At 71.2% G+C, this 22,020-nt stretch carries 19 protein-coding genes; 8 read left to right on the top strand and 11 right to left on the bottom strand.

The features are described from left to right. Nucleotides 1-60: 60 nt before the first annotated feature. On the top strand, nucleotides 61-2,238 hold the full coding sequence (selD, locus tag AB6A69_RS08315) for a selenide, water dikinase SelD (protein ID WP_371060432.1): 2,178 nt from the start codon (nucleotides 61-63) through the stop codon (nucleotides 2,236-2,238). 25 nt (nucleotides 2,239-2,263) lie between these two features. Here the strand turns inward: selD and mnmH are convergent, their stop codons facing one another. The 9 genes from mnmH to AB6A69_RS08270 all read right to left on the bottom strand — a co-directional run bounded on the left by mnmH (nucleotide 2,264) and on the right by AB6A69_RS08270 (nucleotide 11,488). Then, nucleotides 2,264-3,307 (bottom strand): tRNA 2-selenouridine(34) synthase MnmH, encoded by a 1,044-nt coding sequence (mnmH, locus tag AB6A69_RS08310; RefSeq protein WP_371060431.1) that lies wholly within the window; start codon nucleotides 3,305-3,307, stop codon nucleotides 2,264-2,266. Between the two features lie 2 nt (nucleotides 3,308-3,309). After that, nucleotides 3,310-4,353, bottom strand: a complete 1,044-nt coding sequence (locus AB6A69_RS08305) for an aldo/keto reductase (protein ID WP_371060430.1) — start codon at nucleotides 4,351-4,353, stop codon at nucleotides 3,310-3,312. A gap of 77 nt (nucleotides 4,354-4,430) precedes the next feature. Next, nucleotides 4,431-5,303: an amidohydrolase family protein gene (locus tag AB6A69_RS08300; protein WP_371060429.1), complete on the bottom strand. Its 873-nt coding sequence runs from the start codon at nucleotides 5,301-5,303 to the stop codon at nucleotides 4,431-4,433. Next, nucleotides 5,300-7,120 (bottom strand): AMP-binding protein, encoded by a 1,821-nt coding sequence (locus AB6A69_RS08295; protein WP_371060428.1) that lies wholly within the window; start codon nucleotides 7,118-7,120, stop codon nucleotides 5,300-5,302. Before AB6A69_RS08295 ends, AB6A69_RS08300 begins: the two co-directional genes overlap by 4 nt. Then, entirely contained in the window at nucleotides 7,107-7,586 is a 480-nt protein-coding gene (locus AB6A69_RS08290) for a MarR family winged helix-turn-helix transcriptional regulator (RefSeq protein WP_371037421.1), read from the bottom strand. Before AB6A69_RS08290 ends, AB6A69_RS08295 begins: the two co-directional genes overlap by 14 nt. An 11-nt stretch (nucleotides 7,587-7,597) precedes the next feature. After that, complete coding sequence (locus AB6A69_RS08285; protein ID WP_371060427.1) at nucleotides 7,598-8,365, bottom strand: crotonase/enoyl-CoA hydratase family protein; 768 nt, start codon at nucleotides 8,363-8,365, stop codon at nucleotides 7,598-7,600. A 95-nt stretch (nucleotides 8,366-8,460) separates the two neighbouring features. Continuing rightward, nucleotides 8,461-9,777: a TRAP transporter large permease gene (locus AB6A69_RS08280; RefSeq protein ID WP_371060426.1), complete on the bottom strand. Its 1,317-nt coding sequence runs from the start codon at nucleotides 9,775-9,777 to the stop codon at nucleotides 8,461-8,463. Continuing rightward, a complete protein-coding gene (locus AB6A69_RS08275; protein ID WP_371060425.1) occupies nucleotides 9,774-10,355 on the bottom strand; it encodes a TRAP transporter small permease in 582 nt (193 codons plus the stop codon). The genes AB6A69_RS08280 and AB6A69_RS08275 overlap by 4 nt, the downstream gene beginning before the upstream one ends. Nucleotides 10,356-10,435: 80 nt before the next feature. Continuing rightward, entirely contained in the window at nucleotides 10,436-11,488 is a 1,053-nt protein-coding gene (locus AB6A69_RS08270) for a TRAP transporter substrate-binding protein (protein WP_371037417.1), read from the bottom strand. A 319-nt stretch (nucleotides 11,489-11,807) separates the two neighbouring features. Between AB6A69_RS08270 and AB6A69_RS08265 the strand changes: the two genes are divergently transcribed. Beyond that, nucleotides 11,808-12,884 (top strand): Hint domain-containing protein, encoded by a 1,077-nt coding sequence (locus AB6A69_RS08265; protein ID WP_371060424.1) that lies wholly within the window; start codon nucleotides 11,808-11,810, stop codon nucleotides 12,882-12,884. Here the strand turns inward: AB6A69_RS08265 and AB6A69_RS08260 are convergent. Then, nucleotides 12,881-14,131: a Coenzyme F420 hydrogenase/dehydrogenase, beta subunit C-terminal domain gene (locus AB6A69_RS08260; protein WP_371060423.1), complete on the bottom strand. Its 1,251-nt coding sequence runs from the start codon at nucleotides 14,129-14,131 to the stop codon at nucleotides 12,881-12,883. The genes AB6A69_RS08265 and AB6A69_RS08260 overlap by 4 nt on opposite strands. Nucleotides 14,132-14,419: 288 nt before the next feature. Between AB6A69_RS08260 and AB6A69_RS08255 the strand changes: the two genes are divergently transcribed. Further along, the gene (locus AB6A69_RS08255; protein WP_371060422.1) at nucleotides 14,420-15,472 is read left to right on the top strand and encodes a cytochrome-c peroxidase; all 1,053 of its coding nucleotides are present in this window, start codon (nucleotides 14,420-14,422) and stop codon (nucleotides 15,470-15,472) included. A gap of 74 nt (nucleotides 15,473-15,546) precedes the next feature. Here the strand turns inward: AB6A69_RS08255 and AB6A69_RS08250 are convergent, their stop codons facing one another. Further along, nucleotides 15,547-16,107: a TlpA family protein disulfide reductase gene (locus AB6A69_RS08250; protein ID WP_371060421.1), complete on the bottom strand. Its 561-nt coding sequence runs from the start codon at nucleotides 16,105-16,107 to the stop codon at nucleotides 15,547-15,549. A gap of 22 nt (nucleotides 16,108-16,129) precedes the next feature. Here AB6A69_RS08250 and argH point away from each other — a divergent pair, with 22 nt between their 5' ends. The 5 genes from argH to AB6A69_RS08225 are packed head-to-tail and all read left to right on the top strand — an operon-like array spanning nucleotide 16,130 to nucleotide 21,990. Beyond that, nucleotides 16,130-17,521 (top strand): argininosuccinate lyase, encoded by a 1,392-nt coding sequence (gene argH, locus AB6A69_RS08245; protein WP_371060420.1) that lies wholly within the window; start codon nucleotides 16,130-16,132, stop codon nucleotides 17,519-17,521. Continuing rightward, nucleotides 17,518-17,664, top strand: a complete 147-nt coding sequence (locus AB6A69_RS08240) for an argininosuccinate lyase (RefSeq protein WP_371055025.1) — start codon at nucleotides 17,518-17,520, stop codon at nucleotides 17,662-17,664. The genes argH and AB6A69_RS08240 overlap by 4 nt, the downstream gene beginning before the upstream one ends. Then, complete coding sequence (locus tag AB6A69_RS08235; protein ID WP_371060419.1) at nucleotides 17,664-17,990, top strand: DUF2834 domain-containing protein; 327 nt, start codon at nucleotides 17,664-17,666, stop codon at nucleotides 17,988-17,990. Before AB6A69_RS08240 ends, AB6A69_RS08235 begins: the two co-directional genes overlap by 1 nt. A 60-nt stretch (nucleotides 17,991-18,050) precedes the next feature. Next, a complete protein-coding gene (gene lysA / locus AB6A69_RS08230) occupies nucleotides 18,051-19,316 on the top strand; it encodes a diaminopimelate decarboxylase (protein WP_371060418.1) in 1,266 nt (421 codons plus the stop codon). Between the two features lie 49 nt (nucleotides 19,317-19,365). Then, nucleotides 19,366-21,990 (top strand): TIGR02302 family protein, encoded by a 2,625-nt coding sequence (locus AB6A69_RS08225; RefSeq protein ID WP_371060417.1) that lies wholly within the window; start codon nucleotides 19,366-19,368, stop codon nucleotides 21,988-21,990. The last annotated feature ends 30 nt before the right edge of the window (nucleotides 21,991-22,020 follow it).

The following is a 22,020-nucleotide window of genomic DNA, read 5'->3' as shown; positions in this document are numbered from 1 at the left end:
GGGCTTGGCGCGCGGCGGCAGAGCCGCTAGAGCGCGGCCCATGAGCCAGAGGCATTTCCGATGATCGAGCCGCAGATCCCGCTCACCCGCGACATCGTGCTGGTGGGCGGCGGCCACACCCATGCCCTCGTGCTGCGCCGCTGGGGGATGCGGCCGCTGCCCGGTGCGCGTCTCACCCTGATCAATCCCGGCCCCACGGCGCCCTATTCCGGCATGTTGCCCGGCCATGTCGCGGGACACTACGACCGCGCGGCGCTCGACATCGACCTCGTGCGCCTTGCCCGTTTCGCCGGCGCGCGGCTGGTGCTCGGCCGCGCCACGGCGCTCGACCCCGACGCACGGGTGATCGAGGTGGGCGCGCGGCGCATCGCCTACGACATCGCCTCGCTCGACATCGGCGTGACGGCGGAGATGCCGGGCCTTCCGGGCTTTGCCGAGCACGCGGTGCCCGCCAAGCCGCTCGACACCTATGCCACCCGCTGGCGCGCCTTCCTCGCCGAGGCCGCGGCGGGCCGCGCCGCGCCCCGCGTCGCCGTCATCGGCGGGGGCGTGGCAGGCGCGGAGCTTGCCATGGCCATGGCCCATGCGCTGCGCGCGGCGGGCTCTTCGCCCGAGGTCACGGTGCTGGAGGCGGGCGAAAACCTCACCGGCCTCGGCCCGCGCGGCGGCGCGGCGCTGCGCGCGGCGCTTTCCGACAACGGCGTGACCGTGCGGCTGGGCGCGCCCGCGGCCTCGGTCGGCCCGGAGGGCGTGACGCTGGAAAGCGGCGAGACGGTGCCCGCCGCCTTCGTGACCGGCGCGGCCGGCGCGCGGGCGCAGGACTGGCTTGCCGGGACCGGCCTGCCGCTCGAGAACGGCTTCGTCCGGGTGCGCCCGGACCTGCGGGTCGAGGGGCGGGACGACCTCTTCGCGGTGGGCGACTGCGCGCACCTGTCGCACGCGCCGCGCGCCAAGGCCGGCGTCTACGCCGTGCGCGCCGCGCCGGTTCTGCACGACAACCTGCGCGCGCTGGCGCGCGGCCAGTCGCTCCGCCCGTTCCATCCGCAGCGCGACTACCTGAAGCTGATCTCGCTCGGCGGGCAGCGCGCCCTGGCCGAGAGGGCGGGCATCGCGCTTGCCGGCGGCTGGCTCTGGCGGTGGAAGAACCGGATCGACCAGGGCTTCATGGAGAAATTCCGCGACCTGCCGAAGATGCGGGTCGAGGCTCCGCGCGAGGTCGCGGCGGGGGCGCGCGAGACGACGCCGCTTTGCGCCGGCTGCGGCTCCAAGCTCGCCCCGGGCGCGCTGTCGGGCGCGCTCGCCCGGCTGCCCGCGCGCGCCCGCGAGGACATCCTATCCGCGCCGGGTGACGACGCGGCGGTGCTGGAGGTGGGCGGCACGCGGCAGGTTCTCACCACCGATCACCTGCGCGCCTTCACCGAGGACCCGTGGATGCTGGCGCGCATCGCGGCGGTGCATGCGATGGGCGACATCTGGGCGATGGGCGCGCGCCCGCAGGCCGCGCTCGCCACGGTAATCCTGCCGCGCATGAGCGAGGCGCTCCAGTCCCGCACGCTGGCCGAGGTGCTGGAGGCGGCGTCGGCCGCCTTCGCGGAGGCCGGCGCGGAGATCGCGGGCGGGCATTCGACCATGGGCGCGGAGGCGACGATCGGTTTCACGGTCACCGGGATCCTGAATGGCCCGCCCGTCACGCTGGCGGGCGCCCGGCCGGGCGATGCGCTGATCCTGACGAAGCCCATCGGCTCGGGCACGATCCTCGCCGCCGAGATGGCCGGGGCGGCCGAGGGCGCCGAGGTCGCCGCGTTGCTCGACGCGATGGTCCGGCCGCAGGGGGCCGCCGCGGAGCGCCTTTCCCGCGCGCACGCCATGACCGACGTCACCGGCTTCGGGCTCGCCGGGCACCTGATGGCGATCTGCCGCGCCTCGGGCGTCGCCGCGGAGATCGACCCGGAGGCGGTGCCGCTTTACGGCGGCGCCGAACGGCTGGCGGCGGCAGGCTATCGGTCCACCCTCCACGAGGCCAACGCCGCCGCCGCGCCGGTCGCCGGGGCGCAAGGGCCGCGCGGCGCGCTCCTCCACGACCCGCAGACGGCGGGCGGGCTGCTTGCGGCCCTCGCGCCGGAGGAGGCGGGCGCGCTGCTGGATCACCTTGCGACAGAGGGCATCCCCGCGGTGCGGATCGGGCGGATCGTGGACGGCGGGCCCGCGATCTCCTGCGTGGCGGGGGCGGCAGGGTAGCCCCGCGCCGCCGCGCCGCCGCGCCTCAGGCGATCGCGGCGAGGATCCGCCGCGCCCCCTCGGCGAGGCGCGCCTCGTCGAGCCGCTCCATCGGGATGACCGCCCGCGGCGCGCCCCGATGCGCGGCCGATTTCGCGTAGCGCGGATCGTAGTGCCGGGTGACGAGCTCGGCGGCGAGATCCCGGAAGGCGCCCGCGCGGGCCATCTCCTGCCAGCGCGCGCAGGTCTCGCGCCCGTGATAGGGCACGAGCTTTCCGATCACCTCCTCGAGCGCCGCGGCGTCCTCCAGCAGATCGGCATAGGCCGTTGTCAGGTAATCCGACCGCGCCGCGAGCGGGGCTTCCAGGCGGACATGGGGCGCGGCTTTCATCGCCGCCCAGAGGGCGGGCGGCACGATGCGTTCGCCCACCTTGGCGCTTTCGGCCTCGACGAAAACCGGCCGCGCGGGGTCGAGCGCCGCGACCTCTGCGGCCAGGCGCGATTCGAACATCTTCTGGGAGGGCTGACCGCCGGGCCGCGCACCGAAGACGGAGCCGCGATGCTTGGCCAGCCCCTCGAGGTCGATCACCTGCGCGCCCGCCTCGGCGAGATGGGCGAGCATCCAGGTCTTGGCGGTGCCGGTCATCCCGTCCACCAGCACCACCGGGGCGGGGACGGGGGCGTCGTAGAGCGCCCGCACCACCAGCCGGCGATAGCTTCGGTAGCCGCCCTTCAGAAGCGACACCCGCCAGCCCACCTGCTCGAGGATAGAGGCGAAGCTTCCCGAACGCTGCCCGCCCCGCCAGCAATAGACGAGCGGCCGCCAGCCGCCATCCTTGCCGGCGAGCGAGCCCTCGAGATGATGCGCGGCGTTCCGCGCGACCAGTGCCGCGCCGACCTTGCGGGCGAGAAAGCGGTCCTGCTGCACGTAGATGGTGCCGACGCGCGCGCGCTCCTCGTCCGACAGCACCGGCAGGTTGACCGCGCCCGGCAGGTGATCCTCGGCGTATTCCGAGGGCGAGCGGACGTCGATGATCTCGTCCACGTCGAGGGCCGCCAGCGCGGCAAGGGATGTCAGCTCCAGCGCCACGCTCAGTAGGGCATCGGGTGGTCGCGGTGCGCCTCGTCGATCGCCTCCAGCAGCGCGTCGGACAGCTCCACCTCCGCCGCGCCGAGCGCGTGCTCGAGCTGGGCGAGCGTCGTCGCGCCGAAGATCGCCGAGGCCACGAAGGGCCGCCGCGCCGCCCAGGCGAGCGCCATCTGCACCGGGTCGAGCCCGAAGCGGCTGGCGATCTCGAGATAGGCGGCGACCGCCTCGAAGACGCGCGGGCTCTTCCGCCCGCCCATCCCGGCGTTGAGCGACATGCGCGATCCCTCGGGCACCGCGCCGCCCTGGTACTTGCCGGTGAGGAACCCGGCACCCAGGGGCGAGAAGGGCAGGAGATGCACGTCCTCGTTGGCGGAGACCTCCGCGAGGTCGGTGTCGTAAAGCCGGCAGAGCAGCGAATACTCGTTCTGGATCGTCTGCACCCGGGGCCAGCTGCGCTCTTCGGCGAGGTGGAGCCACTGGCAGGTGCCCCAGGCGGATTCGTTCGAGAGGCCGAAGAAGCGGATGTTGCCCTTCTCCACCTGCCGCTCCAGCGCCTCGAGCGCGTCCTCCATGTGGGCGATCGTCTCGGCGCGGTCCTGGCCCGAGGGGTCGTAGCGCCAGTTCTGGCGGAACATGTAGGAGCCGCGGTTGGGCCAGTGGAACTGGTAGAGGTCGATCACGTCGGTGCGCAGCCGCCGCAGCGAGCCCTCCACCGTCTCCGGGATGGTCTTCGAGGAAATCGGCGCGCCGTCGCGCACCGCCTTGAGTCCCTCGCCGGAATGCTTGGTGGCCAGGACCCACTCGCCGCGCCGGCCGGTCTTCGCGAACCAGTCTCCGATGATCTCCTCGCTCCGGCCCACGGTCTCGGCGCGGACCGGGTTCACCGGGTACATCTCGGCGGTGTCGAGGAAGTTGACGCCGGCCTCGCGGGCGCGCTCCATCTGGGCGTGGGCGTCCTCGGGCGGGGTCTGCGTGCCGAAGGTCATGGTGCCGAGGCACAGCTCGCTCACCTCGAGGCCGGTGCGGCCGAGCGGTCTCATCCTCATGGGGCGGTCTCCTTGTCAGGCTGGCGCGCACCCTAGCGGCGGGGCGCGCGGGCGCAAGGGCGCCGGCCGCGACAGGCTCAGGACAGCCCGAGGAGGCGCGCGGCGTTCCCCTTGAGGATGTCGGGCCGGATCTCGTCCTTGATGGCGATCTTCTCGAAATCGGCGAGCCAGCGCTCGGGCGTGATCATCGGCCAGTCCGACCCGAAGAGCACCTTCTTCTTCAGGATCGAGTTGCAGTAGCGCACGAGGATATCCGGGAAATACCTCGGCGACCAACCGGAAAGGTCGATGTAGACGTTGGGCTTGTGCTGCGCCACGGCGAGCGCCTCCTCCTGCCAGGGGAAGGAGGGATGCGCGGCGATGATCGTCATCTCGGGGAAATCCACCGCCACGTCGTCGAGATGCATCGGGTTCGAATACTTGAGCCGCATCCCGTTGCCCCCGCGCATGCCGGAGCCCACGCCCGTCTGGCCGGTGTGGAAGAGCGCGATGGCCCCGGCCTCGGCGATCGCCTCGTAGAGCGGATAGGCCATGCGGTCGTTGGGGTAGAAGCCCTGCATCGTGGGATGGAACTTGAAGCCCCGGATGCCGAAGTTCTCGATCAGCCGCCGCGCCTCGCGCAGCCCGGCCTTGCCCTTCCAGGGGTCGATCGAGGCGAAGGGGATCAGGACATCGTCGTACTCCGCTGCGATCTCGGCCACTTCCTCGTTTGCGTAGCGGCGGTAGCCGGTCTCCCGCTCGGCATCCACGGGGAAGATCACGGCGGCGATTCCCTGCGCGCGGTAGTGCTCGGCGGTCTCGGGCACGGTGGGCGGATGGGACCAGGGTGCGCGGAAATACTGCGCCATGGTCGCCTGCAGCGCGTCGTAGCCGTCGTCAGGATGGCTCCCGCAGGGCTCCTCGGCGTGGGTATGGATGTCGATGGCGCGGATCTTGTCGAGGTCGATCACGGCATGTCCCTTCCGATCAGGATGCAGGCCGGGTCGGCGTCGTCGTAAAGCCGGTCGAGCATCTCCGCCCGCACGGCCTGCACGGCGCGGGGGTTCAGGTTGCCCTTGGCGGTGATCTCGCCCGCGCCCATGTCGGGCGGGGCGGAAAGAACGACGGCACGCGCGATCCGGTTGGCCGAGCCGGTGGCGGACAGGGCGGCGAGGCGCGTGGCCACGGCCTGCGAGAGCGCGGGCGCGACGAGGGCGCCCCCCGTCTCCTCGGCGTCGAGCCCCGCGCGCGCGAGCGCGCCCCGGTCGGGGAAGATCATCAGCCCCAGCTCGTGGCGGCCCTCGCCGCAGAGCACCACGTCCGCGGCCAGCGGCGCGAGCGCGCCGAGCGCGGCGAGGCGGAGCTCGGCGCTGCGCACCCATGTCCCGGTGTCGAGCTTGAACTCCTCGGACATCCGCCCGTCGAAGGCGAGGCCCACGGACGGGTCTTTCTCCGCCGCGAAGCGCACCGCGTCGCCGGTGCGGAAGAAGCCCTCCGCGTCGAAGGCGGCCGCCGTCTTGTCGGGGTCGTCGAGATACCCCGCGAAGAGGTTCGGCCCGCGCACGCGGATCTCGTGGCGTCCGTTCCCGGCCGGCACGAGCTTCGCCTCGAGCCCCGGCACGGGCACGCCGACGACCCCCGGCTGCCCGGGCGGCTCGTGGCGGATGAGTGCCGCGGGGGCCGTCTCTGTCAGTCCCCAGCTCGTCGTGATGAGCGGCGCCGCGCCCTCGGCGGCCGCCATCTCCTCCAGCGCGCGCCAGACCTCGGGCGGCAGGGCCGCGCCCGCGTAGAAGATCATGTCGAGCCCGTCGAAGAAGCGCCGCCGCAGCCCGGCGTCGGCCCGCAGCGCCTCGGCCAGCATCGCGTAGCCCACGGGCACGTTGAAGGCCATCGTGCCGGTCACCAGCGCCATGTTCTCGAGCGTGCGGGGGAAGTGCCCCGGAAGCGGCTTGCCGTCGTCGATGTAGAGGCTGCCGCCGTTGGCGAGCATCATGTTGAAGTTGTGCGAGCCGCCGAAGACGTGGTTCCAGGGCAGCCAGTCCAGGATCACCGGCGGGCGCGCCGCGAGGAAGGGCAGGACGGCGGCGATCTGCGCCTGGTTCACGCACATCATCCGCTGGGTGGTGGGCACGCCCTTGGGCGCGGAAGAGGAGCCCGAGGTCATCAGGATCTTCGCCACCGTCTCCGGCCCCACCCCGGCCAGCGCCGCCTCGGCATCCGCGCCGGCGTCGCCCGAGAGCAGCGCGTCGAAGGGCGTGGCGCCAGTGTCGCCGGGACGCGACGCCACGATCTCGAGGCCCGCGAAGGCGTCGAGCGCCAGCGCCTCGGCCACCGCGTCGGCGTCCTCCGCGAAGGCGAGCCGCGGCTGCGTGAGCTCGATCACGTGGCGCAGCCGCCGGTGTGCATCCGGCAGGAGCGCGTATTGCTCGGCCACCGGCACGGTCGGGATGCCCGCGTAATGCGCGCCAAGCGTCAGAAGCGCGTGGTCCACCCCGTTGCCCGACAGAATGAGGATCGGCGTCTCGGTCGATAGCCCCCGCCCGATGAGCGCCGCGGCGATGGCGCGCGCCTTCTCGAGCGCGGCGGCGTAGCGTTCCGCGCGCCACCCCGCGCCCGAGCGTTCGGCCACGAAAACGCGGCCGGGCGCCTCGGCGGCCCAGTGCATCAGCCAGTCCGGACTGCGACGCGCCACCGGGCCGAGCGGCACCTGCGAGCGCAGGATCACGCCGTCGTCGGACCGCGCCTCCCGCGCGATGGCGTGTGGGCGGTAGCGGTCAGCCGCGTCCATCGGAGTTTTCCACCCTGTTCAGAAACCCGATCAGCCGCGTGCGGGTGGTCTCGTCGAGGCCCGCGCTCATTCGCGCGTCGTGCTGGGCGACGGCCGCGCGCGCCCGGGCGCAAAGCGCGGCGCCGCGCGCCGTGGCGCTCAGGGCGTGGGCGCGGCGGTCGCCCGCGACCGGCTGACGGACCACGAGCCCCTCGCGCGCCAGCCCGTCGATGAGCGAGACGAGGTTGGACCGCTCGATGGCGAGCGCCTCGGCAATCTGGGAGGGCCGGAGACCGGGGTTGTCCACGATCAGGACGAGCACCGAGAACGGGATCATCCGCAGCCCGAAGGGCGCCAGCGTGTCGGCAAGGTCGGCCTGGAGCGCGGCCATGGCCCGGCGCATGTGATAGCCGATGAAGACGCGCAGGCCCGCATCCGAGACCCTTGTCTCGGCAGGGGGCGGGATCGTGTCGGCGCGGCGCGGCATCGGGGCGGGCCTCAGCGGAAGCGCGGGGCGCGCTTATCGAGGAAGGCGGCGAGGCCCTCCCGCGCGTCGGGGCTGGTCTGGGCGATCGCGGTGGCGAGGCTTTCCGTGAACAGCCCGTCGCCCCGCGACATGTCGCCGATGCGCGCGAGCGCCTGGATCACGATGTAGTTCGAGAGTTGCGCGTTCCCGGCGATCCGGTGCGCGAGCTCCTGCGCGTGGGCGAGCGCCGCGCCCTCCTCCACGACATAGTGTGCCAGCCCGAGGGAGAGCCCCTCTTCGGCGCCGTAGCTCCGCCCGGTCAGCATCATCTCGGTCATGCGGTCGGGGCCGAGGATGCGGCCCACCCTTACGCTCGCGCCGCCGCCCACGAAGATGCCGCGCCGCCCTTCGGGCAGCTGGAACCGCGCCGTGGCGTCGGCAACCCGCACATGGGTTGCCGTGGCGAGTTCCAGCCCGCCGCCGATCACCGCGCCGGCCATCGCCGAGACCACGGGCAGCCCGCCCAACTGAACGCGTTCGAGAGCCGCGTGCCATCCGCGCGAGTGCAGAAGCGTCGCCTCGGCGTCACGCTCTGCGTGCTCGGACAGGTCGAGGCCCGCGCAGTAATGCCCGCCGCGCCCGGCCAGCACCGCGACCCGCACGCCCGGCGGCGGGGCCGCGAAGAAGGCGTCGAGCGCGTCGAGCAGCGCGTCGTTCATCGCATTGCGCTTTTCGGGCCGGTTCATGGTGAGGGTGGCGACGGGGCCGTCGGTCTCGACTGTGAGGATCGACTCGGACATGGGCGGTTCGGCTCCCGTGTTTTGTGACTGTTATGACCGATAACTACCTTGGCGCAAAGAGGCGCAGCCCGGGTAGGGCCACGCGGGTGGCCCCGTCAGGCGGGGATGAGGAAGAGCGTGATCGCCGGGAACGCCACGAGGATCGCCACCCGCACCACGTCGGACGCGATGAAGTAGAGAACGCTGCGGTAGGTCGCTGCCATCGGAGTCTCGCGGTCCATGTTGTTGATGATGAAAAGGTTCATGCCTACGGGTGGCGTGATCAGCCCGACCTCGACCACGATCAGCACGAGGATGCCGAACCAGATCGCCACCTGCTCGGGGGTGAGCCCGAAATCGAGCGCGGTGATGACGGGGAAGAAGATCGGCACGGTCAGGAGGATCATCGACAGCGAGTCCATCACGCAGCCGAAGAGCAGATAGAAGAACAGGATCACGATGAGCACCGTCAGCGGCGCGAAGCCCTGTTCGAGCACCATCGCGGACAGCTCCTGCGGCACCTGCGTGAGCGCCAGGAACGAGTTGTAGAACCCGGCGCCGAGCACGATGAAGAAGATCATCGCGGTGGAGGTCGCGGTGGCGATGATGCTCTCGCGGAAGAGCGCCCAGCTCATGTTGCCCGACAGCAGCGCGATGACCCCGGTTCCGGCGGCGCCCACCGCGGCGCCCTCGGTGGGGGTGAACCAGCCGAGGTAGATGCCGCCCACCACCAGCAGGAAGACGATCAGCACCGGCCAGACATCGACCAGCGCGCGCATCCGCTCGTCCCACGGCACGGGTTCGCGCGCGCCGACCGAATCGGGATGGAGCCGGGCGTAGATCGAGATGGCGATCATGTAGCCTGCGGCAGCGAGGACGCCCGGGATGAAGGCGGCGAGGAAAAGCTTGGCGATGTTCTGCTCGGTCAGGATCGCGTAGATCACGAGGATGACCGAGGGCGGGATCAGGATGCCGAGCGTGCCGCCGGCGGCGAGCGTGGCGGTGGAGAAGCCGCCCGAGTAGCCGTAGCGCTTGAGTTCGGGCAGGGCGACGCGGCTCATGGTGGCCGCGGTGGCGAGCGAGGAGCCGCAGATCGCGCCGAAGCCCGCGCAGGCGCCCACCGCGGCCATCGCGACGCCGCCCTTCCTGTGGCCGAGGAACGCCTCGGCCGCCTTGAAAAGCGCCTTCGACATCCCCGAAACGGTGGCGAACTGCCCCATCAGCAGGAACATCGGGATGATCGTGAGCGAGTAGTTCGAGAAGGTGCTGTAGGTCTCGCTCTTCAGTTTCGACAGGAACATGTTCGGCGTGCCGAGCGCGAGCCAGAGCCCCCCGATGCCGCAGAGCAGCATGGCGAGCCCGATCGGCGCCCGCAGGAAGATCATCAGAAGCAGGATCGGGAAGGACAGGAAGCCCAGTTCGAGCATGCTCATTCGACCGTCCCTCCGGCCGGCAGGATGCGGCGCCCGGTCAGGCTTTCGCCCACCCGCGCCGCGGCGCAATAGAGGCCGACCGCGGCAGCCACCGCCGAGGCGATCCAGCTTGCGAGGTAGGACCACCACATCGGGAACTGGAGCAGCCAGGAGGTCTGGCCGTTCTCGTACCGGTCGAGGAACCCCTCGAAGAGGCGCCAGCTGATGAGAATGATGGCGCCGGTCAGGACCACCTCCCAGAAGGCGGCGATGACGCGGTTCGCCCGATCAGACAGGAACGACGTGAAGACGTCCACGGTCGCGTGCGCCCCGTAAAGCTGGCAGATCGGCAGGAACGAGAAGATCGCGAAGGCGACGCCCGCCTCGAGGATCTCGAAATCGCCGTTCACGGGCCCCACGCCCGCGTCTATGAGCCAGCGCGCCGTGCCGCCCGCGACGGCCTCCACCCAGTCGGCGTGCAGCACGCCGTTCGTCACGCGCCCCGCGATCGACACGCAGGTCATGATCACGAGCGCCATCAGCACCACGCCGCCTGTCAGCGCCATGGTGCGCGCAAGCCTGTTCACCATACCGTACATGGTGGTCTCGTCTCGCTTTTCCGGGGTTTCGAGGGCGAAGGGCGGCGCCCGCGCGGGGCGCCGCCGGGGACGTCAGCCGGTCAGTTCGTCCCGGTTTCGTAGAGGGGCGTGTACTCCTCGATCTTGGAGCGTGCCTCGTCGAGCAGTGCCTGGCCGTCGATGCCCTTGCTCTCCATGTCGGCGACCCAGGCCTCGTAGATCGGGTCCGCGAGGGCCCGCCACTCCTCGGTCCCCTCTTCGGACACGGTGATGATGGTGTTGCCACGATCGACGGCGACCTGGCGGGCCGGCCCGTCGGCATCGGCCTGCGTGCCACCGGCGAAGATCGAGAACTCGAGGCCCGAATTCTCGTCGATCACCTGCTTCAGGTCGTCGGGCAGGCCTTCGTAGCGGTCCTTGTTCATCGCCAGCACGAAGGTGAGCGTGTAAAGCGCATTGCCCTCGAACTCGGTGTGATACTCCACGAGTTCCGGCACCTTGAGCGCGGTGGTCACCTCCCACGGGATGGTCGTGCCGTCGATCACGCCCTTGGAGAGGCCCTCGGGGATCGCGGGCACGGGCATGCCGATCGGGGTCGCGCCCATCCGCTCCAGCAGGTCGTTGACCGTGCGCGACCCGCCACGGATCTTCAGGCCCTGCATGTCCTCGGGCGTGCGCACCTCCTTGTTGACGTGCAGCATGCCGGGGCCGTGCACCCAGGTGCCGAGGATGTGGACGTTCCGGAACTCGGTGTCCTTCATGTGCTCCTCGAACATCTCCCAGTAGGCGCGGCTGGCCGCGCGGGCGTTCGTCATCATGAAGGGCAGTTCGAACACCTCGGTGCGCGGGAAGCGGCCGGGCGTGTAGCCCACCACCGTCCAGACCACGTCGGCGACGCCGTCGATGGCCTGGTCGATCAGTTCCGGCGGGCTGCCGCCAAGCTGCATGGACGGGTAGCGCTCCACCTTGATGCGGCCGTCGGAGTCTTCCTCGACGCTGTCGGCCCAGACATCGAGCACGAGCTTGGGCACGTTGGCCTGTGGCGGCAGGAACTGGTGCAGGCGCAGCGTGACCTCCTGCGCGGCGGCCGCGCCGGCCACCCCGAGCGCAAGCGCCGCGGCCCCGGCGGCGCCGAACAGGGTTCTGCGTGTCATGGTCATGTGTGGTCTCCTCCCCATCATGCGTGACCTCGGGGGATTTCTAGCAGGTCGCTCCGGTCTTGCACCCCCTTTTCTGGCACCGCGCTCGAAAAAGTTATGCGGGATAACCGTTGCCGCCCGAGACGGTGGTGCACGCAAGGCTTGGTGCGCGGGGAATGTGCTGCAACCAAGGCGTGCAGAAACCTGTGAGTGGTGTGAGGATTTCACATCAAGCGGCGGAATTCGCGTGGTTTTCGCGCCGGCGGCTTTCTCGCGGCCGGGTCTCCTGCTAGTTTCCGTGTAAACGCAAAACGGGCAGGGCAGGCAGACAGGCATGAGGTCCGATCTTCACGGAACCTTCGTGATTTCCTGGGCGCAGACGGAGGTCGACGGGCTCGACGCCGCGCCGGTCGCGGCGCTCGAGGTGGGCGCGGTCTGGAGATGGCACGGCGATCCCGTCTGCGTGGAAAGCCCCGATGGGCTTCTGCCGCCGGGCGGCGACGGGTGTCCCGAGGCGGCGCGCCGCCGGGCCGCGCGCCTGGTCCGCGGGCTCGTCGCGGCGGCGATCGACGGCGCGCCCGCGGGCGCGGCACGATCCGGCAGCCTTGCCGACCAGAGCTTTCTTCCCGACCAGAGCTTCGTCGTGACCGACGGCGCGCGGCGCTTCACCGTCACGCTGATCGAACCGGGCGAGGGCGCGCGACCGCTTCTGATGTTCGCGGGCGCGACACCGCCCCGGGGGACCGACCTCTGGGTCGTGGACCATTGCCTCGCCCGGCCGGCCATGCCCGAGGGGCTGATGGCGGGAACGAACGTCATCTGCTTCACCCCGGGCACCGTCATCGCCACGCCCGACGGCCCGCGCCGGGTCGAGACGTTGCATCCCGGCGACCGGGTGCAGACCAAGGACGACGGCGGGCAGGAGGTGCTGTGGGTGGGCAGCCGCCGGATGAGCGGCGCGCGTCTCTTCGCCATGCCGGATCTTCGTCCCGTCCGGATCGGGCCGGGCGCGCTGGGCGAGGATCGTCCGGACGGCGCGCTGCTGGTCTCGCCGGGGCATCGCGTGGTTCTGCGCGGGCCGGTGGCACGGGCGCTCTACGACGAGCCGGAGGTCCTGGTCGCGGCACGCGACCTCGTCGGCGGGCGCGGCGTGCGCGTGGATCTGGACGTGCCGGAGGTGACCTACATCCACCTGCTTCTGCCGCGCCACGAAGTGCTCTGGGCCAACGGCGTCGAGACCGAGAGCTTCCATCCCGCCGGCGCGTCGCTCGAAACGCTCGACGCCGGGGACCGGGCGCGGCTTCTGGCGGCGATGCCCGAGATTGCCGAGGATCCGGCGCTGTACGGCCCGCATGCGCGGCGCGCGCTCTCGGGGCCCGAGGCGCGGATCATGCTGCGCGAGGCGGCCTAGCCGTCCTCCCGGCGTTCTTCGGCCGCGGGCGCGAGGCCGTAGCGCGCGGCAAGCCGCCAGACATGGCCGGGGACCATGTTCTTCACCTTCGCGGGATGGGCGCGGCGCAGGTGCAGCACCGTCTCGATGGCCTTCATCTCGACGCGTGCGCGCGCGAACTCCAGCCCGCGTGGGCCGATGCGCGGCTGGAGCCACGCCACGATGGGCCGCACCCAGTTCGGCATCCGGCGCAGCGGCAGCCCGCCCGCCGCGCGCTCCGTGTTGGCCAGGAAACCCTTCACCGCCGCCTCGCGCTTGCCCTTGTCGGTCAGCGGGCGCGTGGCGAGACGCCCGCCCAGGGCGGCCAGCATCTCCTCGCCGCGCGCGTTCCGGGCGATCACCCACTGGTCGCCGTCGCCGCCCATGTAGCCTACCGTCACGTCGGCCAGCCGGTTGGTGTAGTCGACGCAGGTCTTGCATGTCATCGGAAAGAAATCCGCCGGCAGGTCCGAGAGCGGCAGTTTCAGGAACGGGATGAAGCGCGGCTTCCGCCCGTCGTCGAAGCGCAGCTCCACCCGGTAATCCGCGCGGAATTCCAGGTAGCTGATCGTCTCGGGCCGGTCGTCGAGCCGCGCCAGGAAGCCGTGGAAATTCTCGGTCGTCGTGTTGTCGGAGCAGGGCGTGCCGATGACGTAAAGCCGCTCGAGCCCGAGTTCGGCCTCGAGCGCGCGAAGCGCGTAGACCTGGCACGGGATCCCGATCATCGCGATGCGCCGGTGCCCCGCGGCGCGCGCGGGCTCCAGCAGGGCCAGCGTGGGCGCGTAGCCCATGCGCATGCCGCGGCAGTTCGCGAGGGCCTCGGGCTCGGTCACGATCACCGGCAGCGGCGTCCAGCGGTCGTCCGGATGCGGCGCCACGGTCAGCACCGCGTCCACGGCGCCCGCGCGCAGCAGCTCCGCGGCGATCGCGGTGGTCAGCCCCGTCCATTGCGCGCCATCCGCGGGCGGGTCGAGGCGCGCGCGCAGCATGCGCCGGGAGACGCCGAAGAAGGCTTCCTCGCCCCGGCCGGGATCCGCGGCGCGGCCGTGTGCCGCGCGTTCGAGGGAGGGGTAGTCCGGGCGGATGAACTGGCATGCCCGGCCGCAGGCCCGCCCGTCGCCCATGCGCGAGACGCCGCAGTCGGTGCAGAGGCCGGGCCGGGGCGCGCCGCCGATCTCTGGCGCGTCCAGCCCCTTTGCTGGGGCGACATCGGGAGAGTGAAGGGTCATGCGCGGCTCCGGCTGTCCCGGGCAGGGTCGCCGCTGACGCCCGATGTGTCAAGTTCATGTGACACATCGGCGCCGCGCGGTTTTCCGCATTGCGCCGACCCGGGACGGCTTCGGGATATCCGGCCCCCTCCAGCGGCCGCGCGCCGCTTGGCCGCGCCGGCGTTGCTGCGGCGCGGCAACGCCATGGCATGCCGGGATATTCCGGATTTCGTTGACCTTAATCAAGGCGGCGCGCGCGGTGTCGTCGAGAATAAGCGGGAAACGTGCGACTCTCAGAAGGAGGCTTCCATGAGATCCCTGACCGCCCTGCTGGCCGGAACCGCCGCCCTTGCCGTGGCGAGCCCCGCGCTGGCCCAGAACGAGCTCCGTGATTGGGCGCTCGAGATGTTCAGCCCGGTGCCGGCGACGATCCCCGCGCTCGAGGACAACATCGTCACGCCGGAGAAGATCGAGCTCGGCAAGGCGCTGTTCTTCGATCCGCGGATGTCGGCCTCAGGCGTGTTTTCATGCAACTCCTGCCACAACCTCGCAACGGGCGGGGACGACAACATGCCCGTCTCGATCGGGCATGGCTGGCAGAAGGGGCCGCGCAACTCGCCGACCGTTCTCAACGCGGTGTTCAACGAGGCGCAGTTCTGGGACGGCCGCGCGCCCGATCTCGCCGAGCAGGCGAAGGGGCCGGTGCAGGCCGGGGTGGAGATGGCGAACACGCCCGACAACGTGCTCGCGACGCTCAACTCGATGCCCCAATACGTCGACTGGTTCGACGCGTCCTTCCCGGGCGAGGACGATCCCGTGACCTTCGACAATTTCGCGAAGGCGATCGAGGCGTTCGAGGCCACGCTCATCACGCCGTCGCGCTTCGACGCCTGGCTGAACGGAGACGACAACGCGCTCGACGCGGAGGAGACGCAGGGCCTGGAGCTCTTCCTCGAGGCGGGCTGCGCGAGCTGCCACAACGGCGTGAACCTCGGCGGCAACGGCTACTATCCCTTCGGCCTCGTCGAGAAGCCCGGCGCCGACATCCTGCCCGTGGGCGACAAGGGCCGTTTCACCGTGACCGAGACGGCGGTGGACGAATACGTCTTCCGCGCCTCGCCGCTGCGCAACATCGCGGTCACGGCCCCCTACTTCCATTCCGGGGTGGTCTGGGATCTGCGCACCGCCGTCGACATCATGGCGAGCTCGCAGCTCGGCGCGGACCTCGACGAACAGGAGATCGACGCGATCACCGCGTTCCTGGGCTCGCTGACCGGCGACATGCCGGAGATCACCTACCCGATCCTGCCGGCGGAAACCGCCGACACGCCGCGCCCGACCGGCGAAGTGCTGCCGAACTGACCCGGCATCCGGCCCGATGCGAAGCCCCCGGCCTCGTGCCGGGGGTTTTTGCGTCGAGGATGCCTCCGCGCGGGTCAGCCGGCGCCGGGCAGAAGCGCGGCGACGATGGCCTTCGCGCTCTCCGACGCCCAGTCGGCATCGCCTTGGAGCCGCGCGATCTCTCGCCCCTGCGGATCGAGGATCACGGTGATGGGCAGGCCGAAGACGCCCATCTCCCGCGCCAGCGCCTGGCGCGGGTCGCGGTGGAGCGGCAGGTTGTCCACCCCGATCTCCTCGAAGAAGTTGCGCATCGCCGGCAGCGCGTTGCGCCCGGTGGCGATGGTCACGACCTCGAAATCCTCGCCGCCGAACTCGGACTGAAGCTCGGAGAGCTGCGGCATCTCCTTGCGGCAGGGCGCGCACCAGGTGGCCCAGAAATTCACCACGAGATGCTTGCCGCGGTAATCGGCGAGGGAGCGCGCCGCGCCCTCCGCCGTCTCGAAGGCGGTCTCGGGGGCGGGCTTCGCTTCTGTCGCGAAGGCGAGCTTCTTCATGTCGCCCTCGGCGAGCGCCCGAAGGGCGTCGGTGTCGGCGGCCGCGGCGGCGTTTGCGCCGAGCGCGAGAGCCGTGTAGAGGGCGAGGGTCGAAAGGCGCATGGACGAACTCCCGGGTAGCGGCATGTCAGCAGATTCCTCGAACGCGATGTGGGGCGGGCGCTTTGCGGCCGGTCCCGATGCAATCATGGAGGCGATCAACGCCTCCATCGGCTTCGACCGACGGCTCGCGCCGCAGGACATCGCGGGCTCTCGGGCCCACGCGGCGATGCTGGCCGCGACGGGCATCCTGAGCAATAGCGATGCCGAGGCGATCCGGGAAGGCCTCCTCACGGTGTTGTCAGAGATCGAGGGCGGCAGTTTCGGATTTTCCACCGCGCTGGAGGATATCCACATGAACGTGGAAGCGCGGCTGAAGGACATCGTGGGCGAGCCGGCGGGCCGGCTGCACACGGCCCGCTCGCGCAACGACCAGGTGGCCACGGATTTCAGGCTGTGGGTGCGCGACCAGGCCGACGCGGCCGACGCGGGGCTCGCCGCGCTGATGCGCGCGCTCCTCGCGCAGGCGGAGGCGGGGGCGGACTGGGTCATGCCGGGGTTCACCCATCTCCAGACCGCGCAGCCTGTCACCTGGGGCCATCACATGCTGGCCTATGTGGAGATGTTCGCGCGCGACCGCGGCCGGCTTCGGGACGCGCGCGCGCGGATGAACGAATGCCCGCTCGGGGCGGCGGCGCTGGCCGGCACATCCTTCCCGATCGACCGGGAGATGACGGCGCGCGAGCTCGGCTTCGACCGGCCCTGCGCGAATTCGCTCGACGCGGTGAGCGACCGCGACTTCGCGCTCGAGTTCCTCGCCGCGGCCTCGATCTGCGCCATGCACCTCTCGCGACTGGCCGAGGAGCTGGTGATCTGGTCCTCGGCGCAGTTCCGTTTCGTCGCCATGTCGGACCGTTTCTCCACCGGCTCCTCGATCATGCCGCAGAAGAAGAACCCGGACGCCGCAGAGCTGATCCGCGCCAAGATCGGGCGGATTTTCGGTGCGAACGTGGCGCTGATGACGGTGATGAAGGGCTTGCCGCTGGCCTATTCCAAGGACATGCAGGAGGACAAGGAACAGGTCTTCGACGCCGCCGACACCCTGATGCTGGCGCTCGCCGCGATGGAGGGGATGGTGCGCGACATGGCCGCCAACCGCGACGCGCTGGAGACGGCCGCGGCGAGCGGCTTTTCCACCGCCACCGATCTCGCGGACTGGCTCGTGCGCGAACTCGGGCTACCCTTCCGCGAGGCGCACCACGTCACCGGGAGGCTCGTGGCCATGGCCGAGGCGGCGGGCCGCGACCTGCCCGATCTCACGCTCGAGGAAATGCGCTCGGTGCACGAGGGCATCCGCGAGGACGTGTTCGATGTGCTGGGCGTCCACAATTCGGTGGCGTCGCGCCGGTCCTATGGCGGCACGGCGCCGGAGCAGGTGCGCGCGCAGCTCGCGCGCTGGAAGGAGCGATTGGGATGAAACGTCTTCCGATCACCGCAGCGGCGCTTCTGGCGCTCGCCGGATGCGGCGCCGACGGCGCGCCGGAACCGCCCGCGCCGAAGCCCGCCACCGGGATCACGATCAGCGGAACCGCCGAGATCGGCGTGTCGGGGCGGCGCTGATGGCGCGGCTCAAGTATCTGTGGGCCGCGCTCGCCGTCTGGGGCTCGATCCACCCGATGTACTGGTTCGTGACGTGGTTCCGGCAGAATGGCTGGGACCTCGGCGCAATGATCGACGCGTGGTATGTCAACGCCGCTACCACGGGGCTCGTCTGGGACCTGACCATCGCGGCCATCGCGCTGACGCTCTGGGTGCTCTTCGACGCGGTGGCGCGGCGCGACTGGCTATCGCTGGTCACGATCCCGGCGATCTACGGCATCGGTGTCAGCTGCGGGCTGCCGCTTTACCTTTATTTCCGGGCGCGGCGGCAGGCCCCGGCGGCATAGGGGCGTCCCGCCGCGCGCGCGTCGCGCATCCCATGAGGGCCCCGGGCCTGGAGTTCGAGGATGGATCACTTCCTTTACCGCGACGGCGCGCTTCACGCCGAAGACGTGCCCGTGGCCGAGATCGCGGCGCGGGTCGGCACGCCCTTCTACCTGTATTCGGCCGCCACGCTGGCGCGGCATTACCGGCTTTTCGACGAGGCGCTCGAGGGGCTCGACCATCTCGTGTGCTTCGCGGTGAAGGCCGCCTCCAACCTCGCGATCCTGAAGCTTCTGGGCGACATGGGCGCGGGGATGGACGTGGTGTCGGGCGGGGAATACGCCCGCGCCCGCGCCGCCGGCGTGCCGGGTGAGCGCATCGTGTTCTCGGGCGTCGGCAAGACGCGCGAGGAGATGGCGCAGGCGCTCGCGGGCGGAGTGCGCCAGTTCAACGTGGAAAGCGAGCCCGAGATGCGGGCACTTTCGGCCGTGGCGGCGCAAATGGGGCGCACGGCCCCGATCACCGTGCGCGTGAACCCCGACGTGGATGCGCGCACGCATGCCAAGATCGCGACCGGCAAGGCGGAGAACAAGTTCGGCGTGCCGATCTCGCGGGCGCGGGAGGTCTATGCCGAGGCCGCGGCGCTGCCCGGGATCGAGGTGGTGGGGATCGACGTCCATATCGGCTCCCAACTGACCGAGCTCGCCCCGTTCGAGGCCGCCTATGCCAAGGTCGCGGAGCTGACCGAACTCCTGCGCGCCGACGGCCACGACATCCGCAGGCTGGATCTTGGCGGCGGGCTCGGCATCCCCTACGAGCGGTCGAACGCGGCGCCGCCGCTGCCCACCGAATACGGTGCGATGATAAGGCGCACCGTGGGCCATCTGGGCTGCGAGGTGGAGATCGAGCCGGGCCGCCTCATCGCCGGGAACGCCGGCATCCTGGTCTCGCGGGTGATCTACGTGAAATCCGGGGAGGGGCGGGATTTCCTCATTCTCGATGCGGCCATGAACGACCTGATCCGCCCTGCGATGTACGACGCTTGGCACGAGATCGTGCCGGTCGTCGAACCTGCGCCGGGCGTCGCGCAGGCGCGTTTCGACGTGGTGGGGCCCGTCTGCGAGACGGGGGACACCTTCGCCCGCGAAAGGATGCTGCCCCCGCTCGCCGAGGGCGATCTCGTGGCATTCCGCTCCGCCGGGGCCTACGGGGCCGTGATGGCGAGCGAGTACAACACCCGCCCCCTGATCCCCGAGGTTCTGGTGCGGGGCGATCACGTGGCCGTCATCCGCGCCCGCCCATCCTTTGACGACATCCTGAATCGGGATACCATTCCCGGATGGCTATAGGACGGGGGCGCAGTCACGCGCCCGTGCCTCATGGCCGAGGGAAGGGATCATGCAGGACAACCCGACCGGACAGGACGACGTTTTCCGCGCGATACGCTGGCCTTTCAGGCTGACGCGCGCGGGGATGGCCGCCGAACGCGCGGTGCGGGCGTTCTGGCCGCTCTGGTCGATCCTGGCCGCGGCGCTCGCTCTTCTCATGCTCGGCGTTCAGGACATGGTGCCGGTCGAGGCGGTGTGGGCCGCGGGCGCGCTCGCGGGTCTGGGCGCGACCGCTGCGGCGATCCACGGAGCGCGCCGGTTCCGCTGGCCCTCGCCGGCCGAGACGCTGGTGCGGCTCGATGCGACGATGGCGGGCCGGCCGATCCGGACGCTGCTCGACGAGCAGGCGATCGGCGCGGGCGACGCGGCCTCGGCGGCCGTCTGGGCGGCGCATCAGCGCCGAATGGCCGCCCGCGTCGCGGCGGCACGCGCCGCGCCCCCCGACCTGCGGGTCTCGTCGCGCGATCCCTTCGCGCTGCGTTACGTGGCGCTGCTGGCCCTCTCGGTCGCGCTCGTCTTCGGCTCTGTCTGGCGGGTCGGCTCGGTGACCGAGATGGCCCCCGGGCAGGCGAGCGCGCTGGCCGGCGGGCCGGCCTGGGAGGGCTGGGTGGAACCGCCCGCCTACACCGGGCTTCCCGCCGTCTATCTCAACGACATTACCGCGGGCGAGCTTTCCGTCGCCGAGGGTAGCCGCGTGACGATCCGTCTTTACGGCGAGGTGGGCGCGCTGTCCGTGGCCGAGACCGTCTCGGAGCGCGAGGCCCCCGCGGAACCGGCCGCGGAGCCCTCGCAGGGGTTCGACGTTGCGCGCTCGGGCCGGATCGAGATCGACGGACCCGGGGGCCGCGGCTGGGATGTCGCGCTTCGTGGCGACGCCGCTCCGCGCGTGAGCCTTGCCGGCGAGGCGGAAGCGTCGGCGCGCGGCGAGATGACGTTGCCCTTCACGGCGCGCGACGATTACGGCGTGGTGGCGGGCACGGCGCGGCTCGCCCTCGATCTCGACGCGGTGGAGCGGCAGCACGGCCTTGCCGCCGAGCCGGAGGCGCGTCCCGCCATCGAGGTGCCGCTGCCCATGCCGGTCACCGGGGATCGGGCCGAGTTCGAGGAAAGCCTGATCGAGGACTTCTCGAAGCACCCCTGGGCCAACCTGCCGGTGCGCGTCGAACTTTCGGTGGAGGACGCCGCGGGGCAGCAGGGCGCGTCCGCCCCGACGACCGTGGATCTGCCCGGCCGCCGCTTCTTCGATCCGCTGGCCGCCGCGGTGGCAGAGCAGCGCCGCGACCTGCTGTGGACCCGCGACAACGCGCGCCGGGTGGCGCAGGTGCTGCGTGCCGTCTCGCACCGCCCGGACGACGTGTTCCGCTCCGAAACGGCCTACCTGCGGCTTCGCGTGCTTCTGCACCGGATGGAGACCTTCACGAACCATGGCGGCGGGCTCAGCGGGGAGCAGCGCGACGAGATCGCCGAGGCGCTCTGGGATCTCGCCATCCTTCTGGAAGAGGGCGATCTCGGGGACGCGCTGGAACGGCTGCGCCGGGCCCAGGACCGGCTCTCGGAGGCCATGCGCAACGGCGCCTCCGACCAGGAGATCGCCGAACTTATGCAGGAGCTGCGCGAGGCGACGAACGAATACCTGAACGAACTGGCCCGCCAGGCGCAGCGCGACGGCGAAGAGGGCGCGCAGGACCAGATGGCCCAGCAGATGCCCGGCATGGAAATGTCGCAGGACGACCTGCAACGCATGATGGACCGCATCCAGGAGCTGATGGAGCAGGGCCGCATGGCCGAGGCGCAGGAGGCGTTGCGCCAGCTTCAGCAGATGATGGAGAACATGCGCGTGACCCAAGGTCAGGGGCAGGGTCAGCAATCCCCGGGCCAGCAGGCGATGGAAGGTCTGTCGGAGACGCTGCGCAACCAGCAGGGTCTTTCCGACGAGGCCTTCCGCGATCTCCAGGAGCGCTTCAATCCCGGCCAGCAGGGTCAGCAAGGTCAACAGGGGCAACAAGGACAGCAGGGTCAGCAGTTCGGCCAGCAGCCCGGACAGGGGCAGGGGCAGGCGCCCGGTCAGCAGCAGCCCGGGCAGGGCGGCCAGCAACAGGCCCGCCCGGGCGAGGGGCAGGGCGATGCGCCCGGCACCGAGGAGTCGCTCGCCGACCGGCAGCGCGCGCTTCGCCAGGAGTTGAACCGCCAGCGCGGAAACCTGCCCGGCCTCGGCGGCGAGGCGGGCGAGGAGGCGCGGCGCGCGCTCGATCGGGCCGAGGGCGCGATGGAAGGCGCCGAGGGCGCGCTGCGCGAGGGCGACCTCGCCGAGGCGATCGACCGCCAGGCGGAGGCCATGGATGCGCTCCGCGAAGGGCTGCGCAACATGGGCGAAGCGCTCGCGCAGGAGCAGCGCCAGAACGGGCAGGGCCAGCAGGGCATGGCCGAGGGGGATCCGGGCAGCGAGTCCCGCGATCCGCTCGGACGCAGCGCGGGCAACGCGGGCCAGATGGGCACCGAAGACAGCCTTCTTCAGGGGGACGATGTCTATCGCCGGGCGCGCGACCTTCTCGAAGAGCTGCGCCGCCGGAGCGGCGACAGCGAGCGCCCGGAGATCGAGCGCGAGTATCTGGAACGGTTGCTGGACCGCTTCTGATCCCGGGCGCGATCGCGAAAGGCGCGGTGA

It is taken from the genome of Rhodosalinus sp. 5P4 (assembly GCF_041365695.1).
GTDB lineage: Bacteria > Pseudomonadota > Alphaproteobacteria > Rhodobacterales > Rhodobacteraceae > Rhodosalinus.
The sequence above is the reverse complement of the archived record's forward strand: the minus strand, read 5'-3'. Positions and strand labels throughout refer to the sequence as shown.

Excerpts from the sequence above, each read along its gene's own strand:
- AB6A69_RS08265 (WP_371060424.1), top strand. The coding sequence starts at position 11,808 with ATGAGGTCCGATCTTCACGGAACCTTCGTGATTTCCTGGGCGCAGACG.
- AB6A69_RS08305 (WP_371060430.1), bottom strand. The coding sequence starts at position 4,353 with ATGAGGATGAGACCGCTCGGCCGCACCGGCCTCGAGGTGAGCGAGCTG.
- AB6A69_RS08280 (WP_371060426.1), bottom strand. The coding sequence starts at position 9,777 with ATGAGCATGCTCGAACTGGGCTTCCTGTCCTTCCCGATCCTGCTTCTG.
- AB6A69_RS08225 (WP_371060417.1), top strand. The coding sequence starts at position 19,366 with ATGCAGGACAACCCGACCGGACAGGACGACGTTTTCCGCGCGATACGC.
- AB6A69_RS08240 (WP_371055025.1), top strand. The coding sequence starts at position 17,518 with ATGAAACGTCTTCCGATCACCGCAGCGGCGCTTCTGGCGCTCGCCGGA.
- AB6A69_RS08290 (WP_371037421.1), bottom strand. The coding sequence starts at position 7,586 with ATGCCGCGCCGCGCCGACACGATCCCGCCCCCTGCCGAGACAAGGGTC.
- selD (WP_371060432.1), top strand. The coding sequence starts at position 61 with ATGATCGAGCCGCAGATCCCGCTCACCCGCGACATCGTGCTGGTGGGC.
- AB6A69_RS08235 (WP_371060419.1), top strand. The coding sequence starts at position 17,664 with ATGGCGCGGCTCAAGTATCTGTGGGCCGCGCTCGCCGTCTGGGGCTCG.
- AB6A69_RS08270 (WP_371037417.1), bottom strand. The coding sequence starts at position 11,488 with ATGACACGCAGAACCCTGTTCGGCGCCGCCGGGGCCGCGGCGCTTGCG.
- AB6A69_RS08255 (WP_371060422.1), top strand. The coding sequence starts at position 14,420 with ATGAGATCCCTGACCGCCCTGCTGGCCGGAACCGCCGCCCTTGCCGTG.
- AB6A69_RS08260 (WP_371060423.1), bottom strand. The coding sequence starts at position 14,131 with ATGACCCTTCACTCTCCCGATGTCGCCCCAGCAAAGGGGCTGGACGCG.
- lysA (WP_371060418.1), top strand. The coding sequence starts at position 18,051 with ATGGATCACTTCCTTTACCGCGACGGCGCGCTTCACGCCGAAGACGTG.
- AB6A69_RS08275 (WP_371060425.1), bottom strand. The coding sequence starts at position 10,355 with ATGTACGGTATGGTGAACAGGCTTGCGCGCACCATGGCGCTGACAGGC.
- argH (WP_371060420.1), top strand. The coding sequence starts at position 16,130 with ATGTCAGCAGATTCCTCGAACGCGATGTGGGGCGGGCGCTTTGCGGCC.
- AB6A69_RS08250 (WP_371060421.1), bottom strand. The coding sequence starts at position 16,107 with ATGCGCCTTTCGACCCTCGCCCTCTACACGGCTCTCGCGCTCGGCGCA.
- AB6A69_RS08285 (WP_371060427.1), bottom strand. The coding sequence starts at position 8,365 with ATGTCCGAGTCGATCCTCACAGTCGAGACCGACGGCCCCGTCGCCACC.
- AB6A69_RS08295 (WP_371060428.1), bottom strand. The coding sequence starts at position 7,120 with ATGGACGCGGCTGACCGCTACCGCCCACACGCCATCGCGCGGGAGGCG.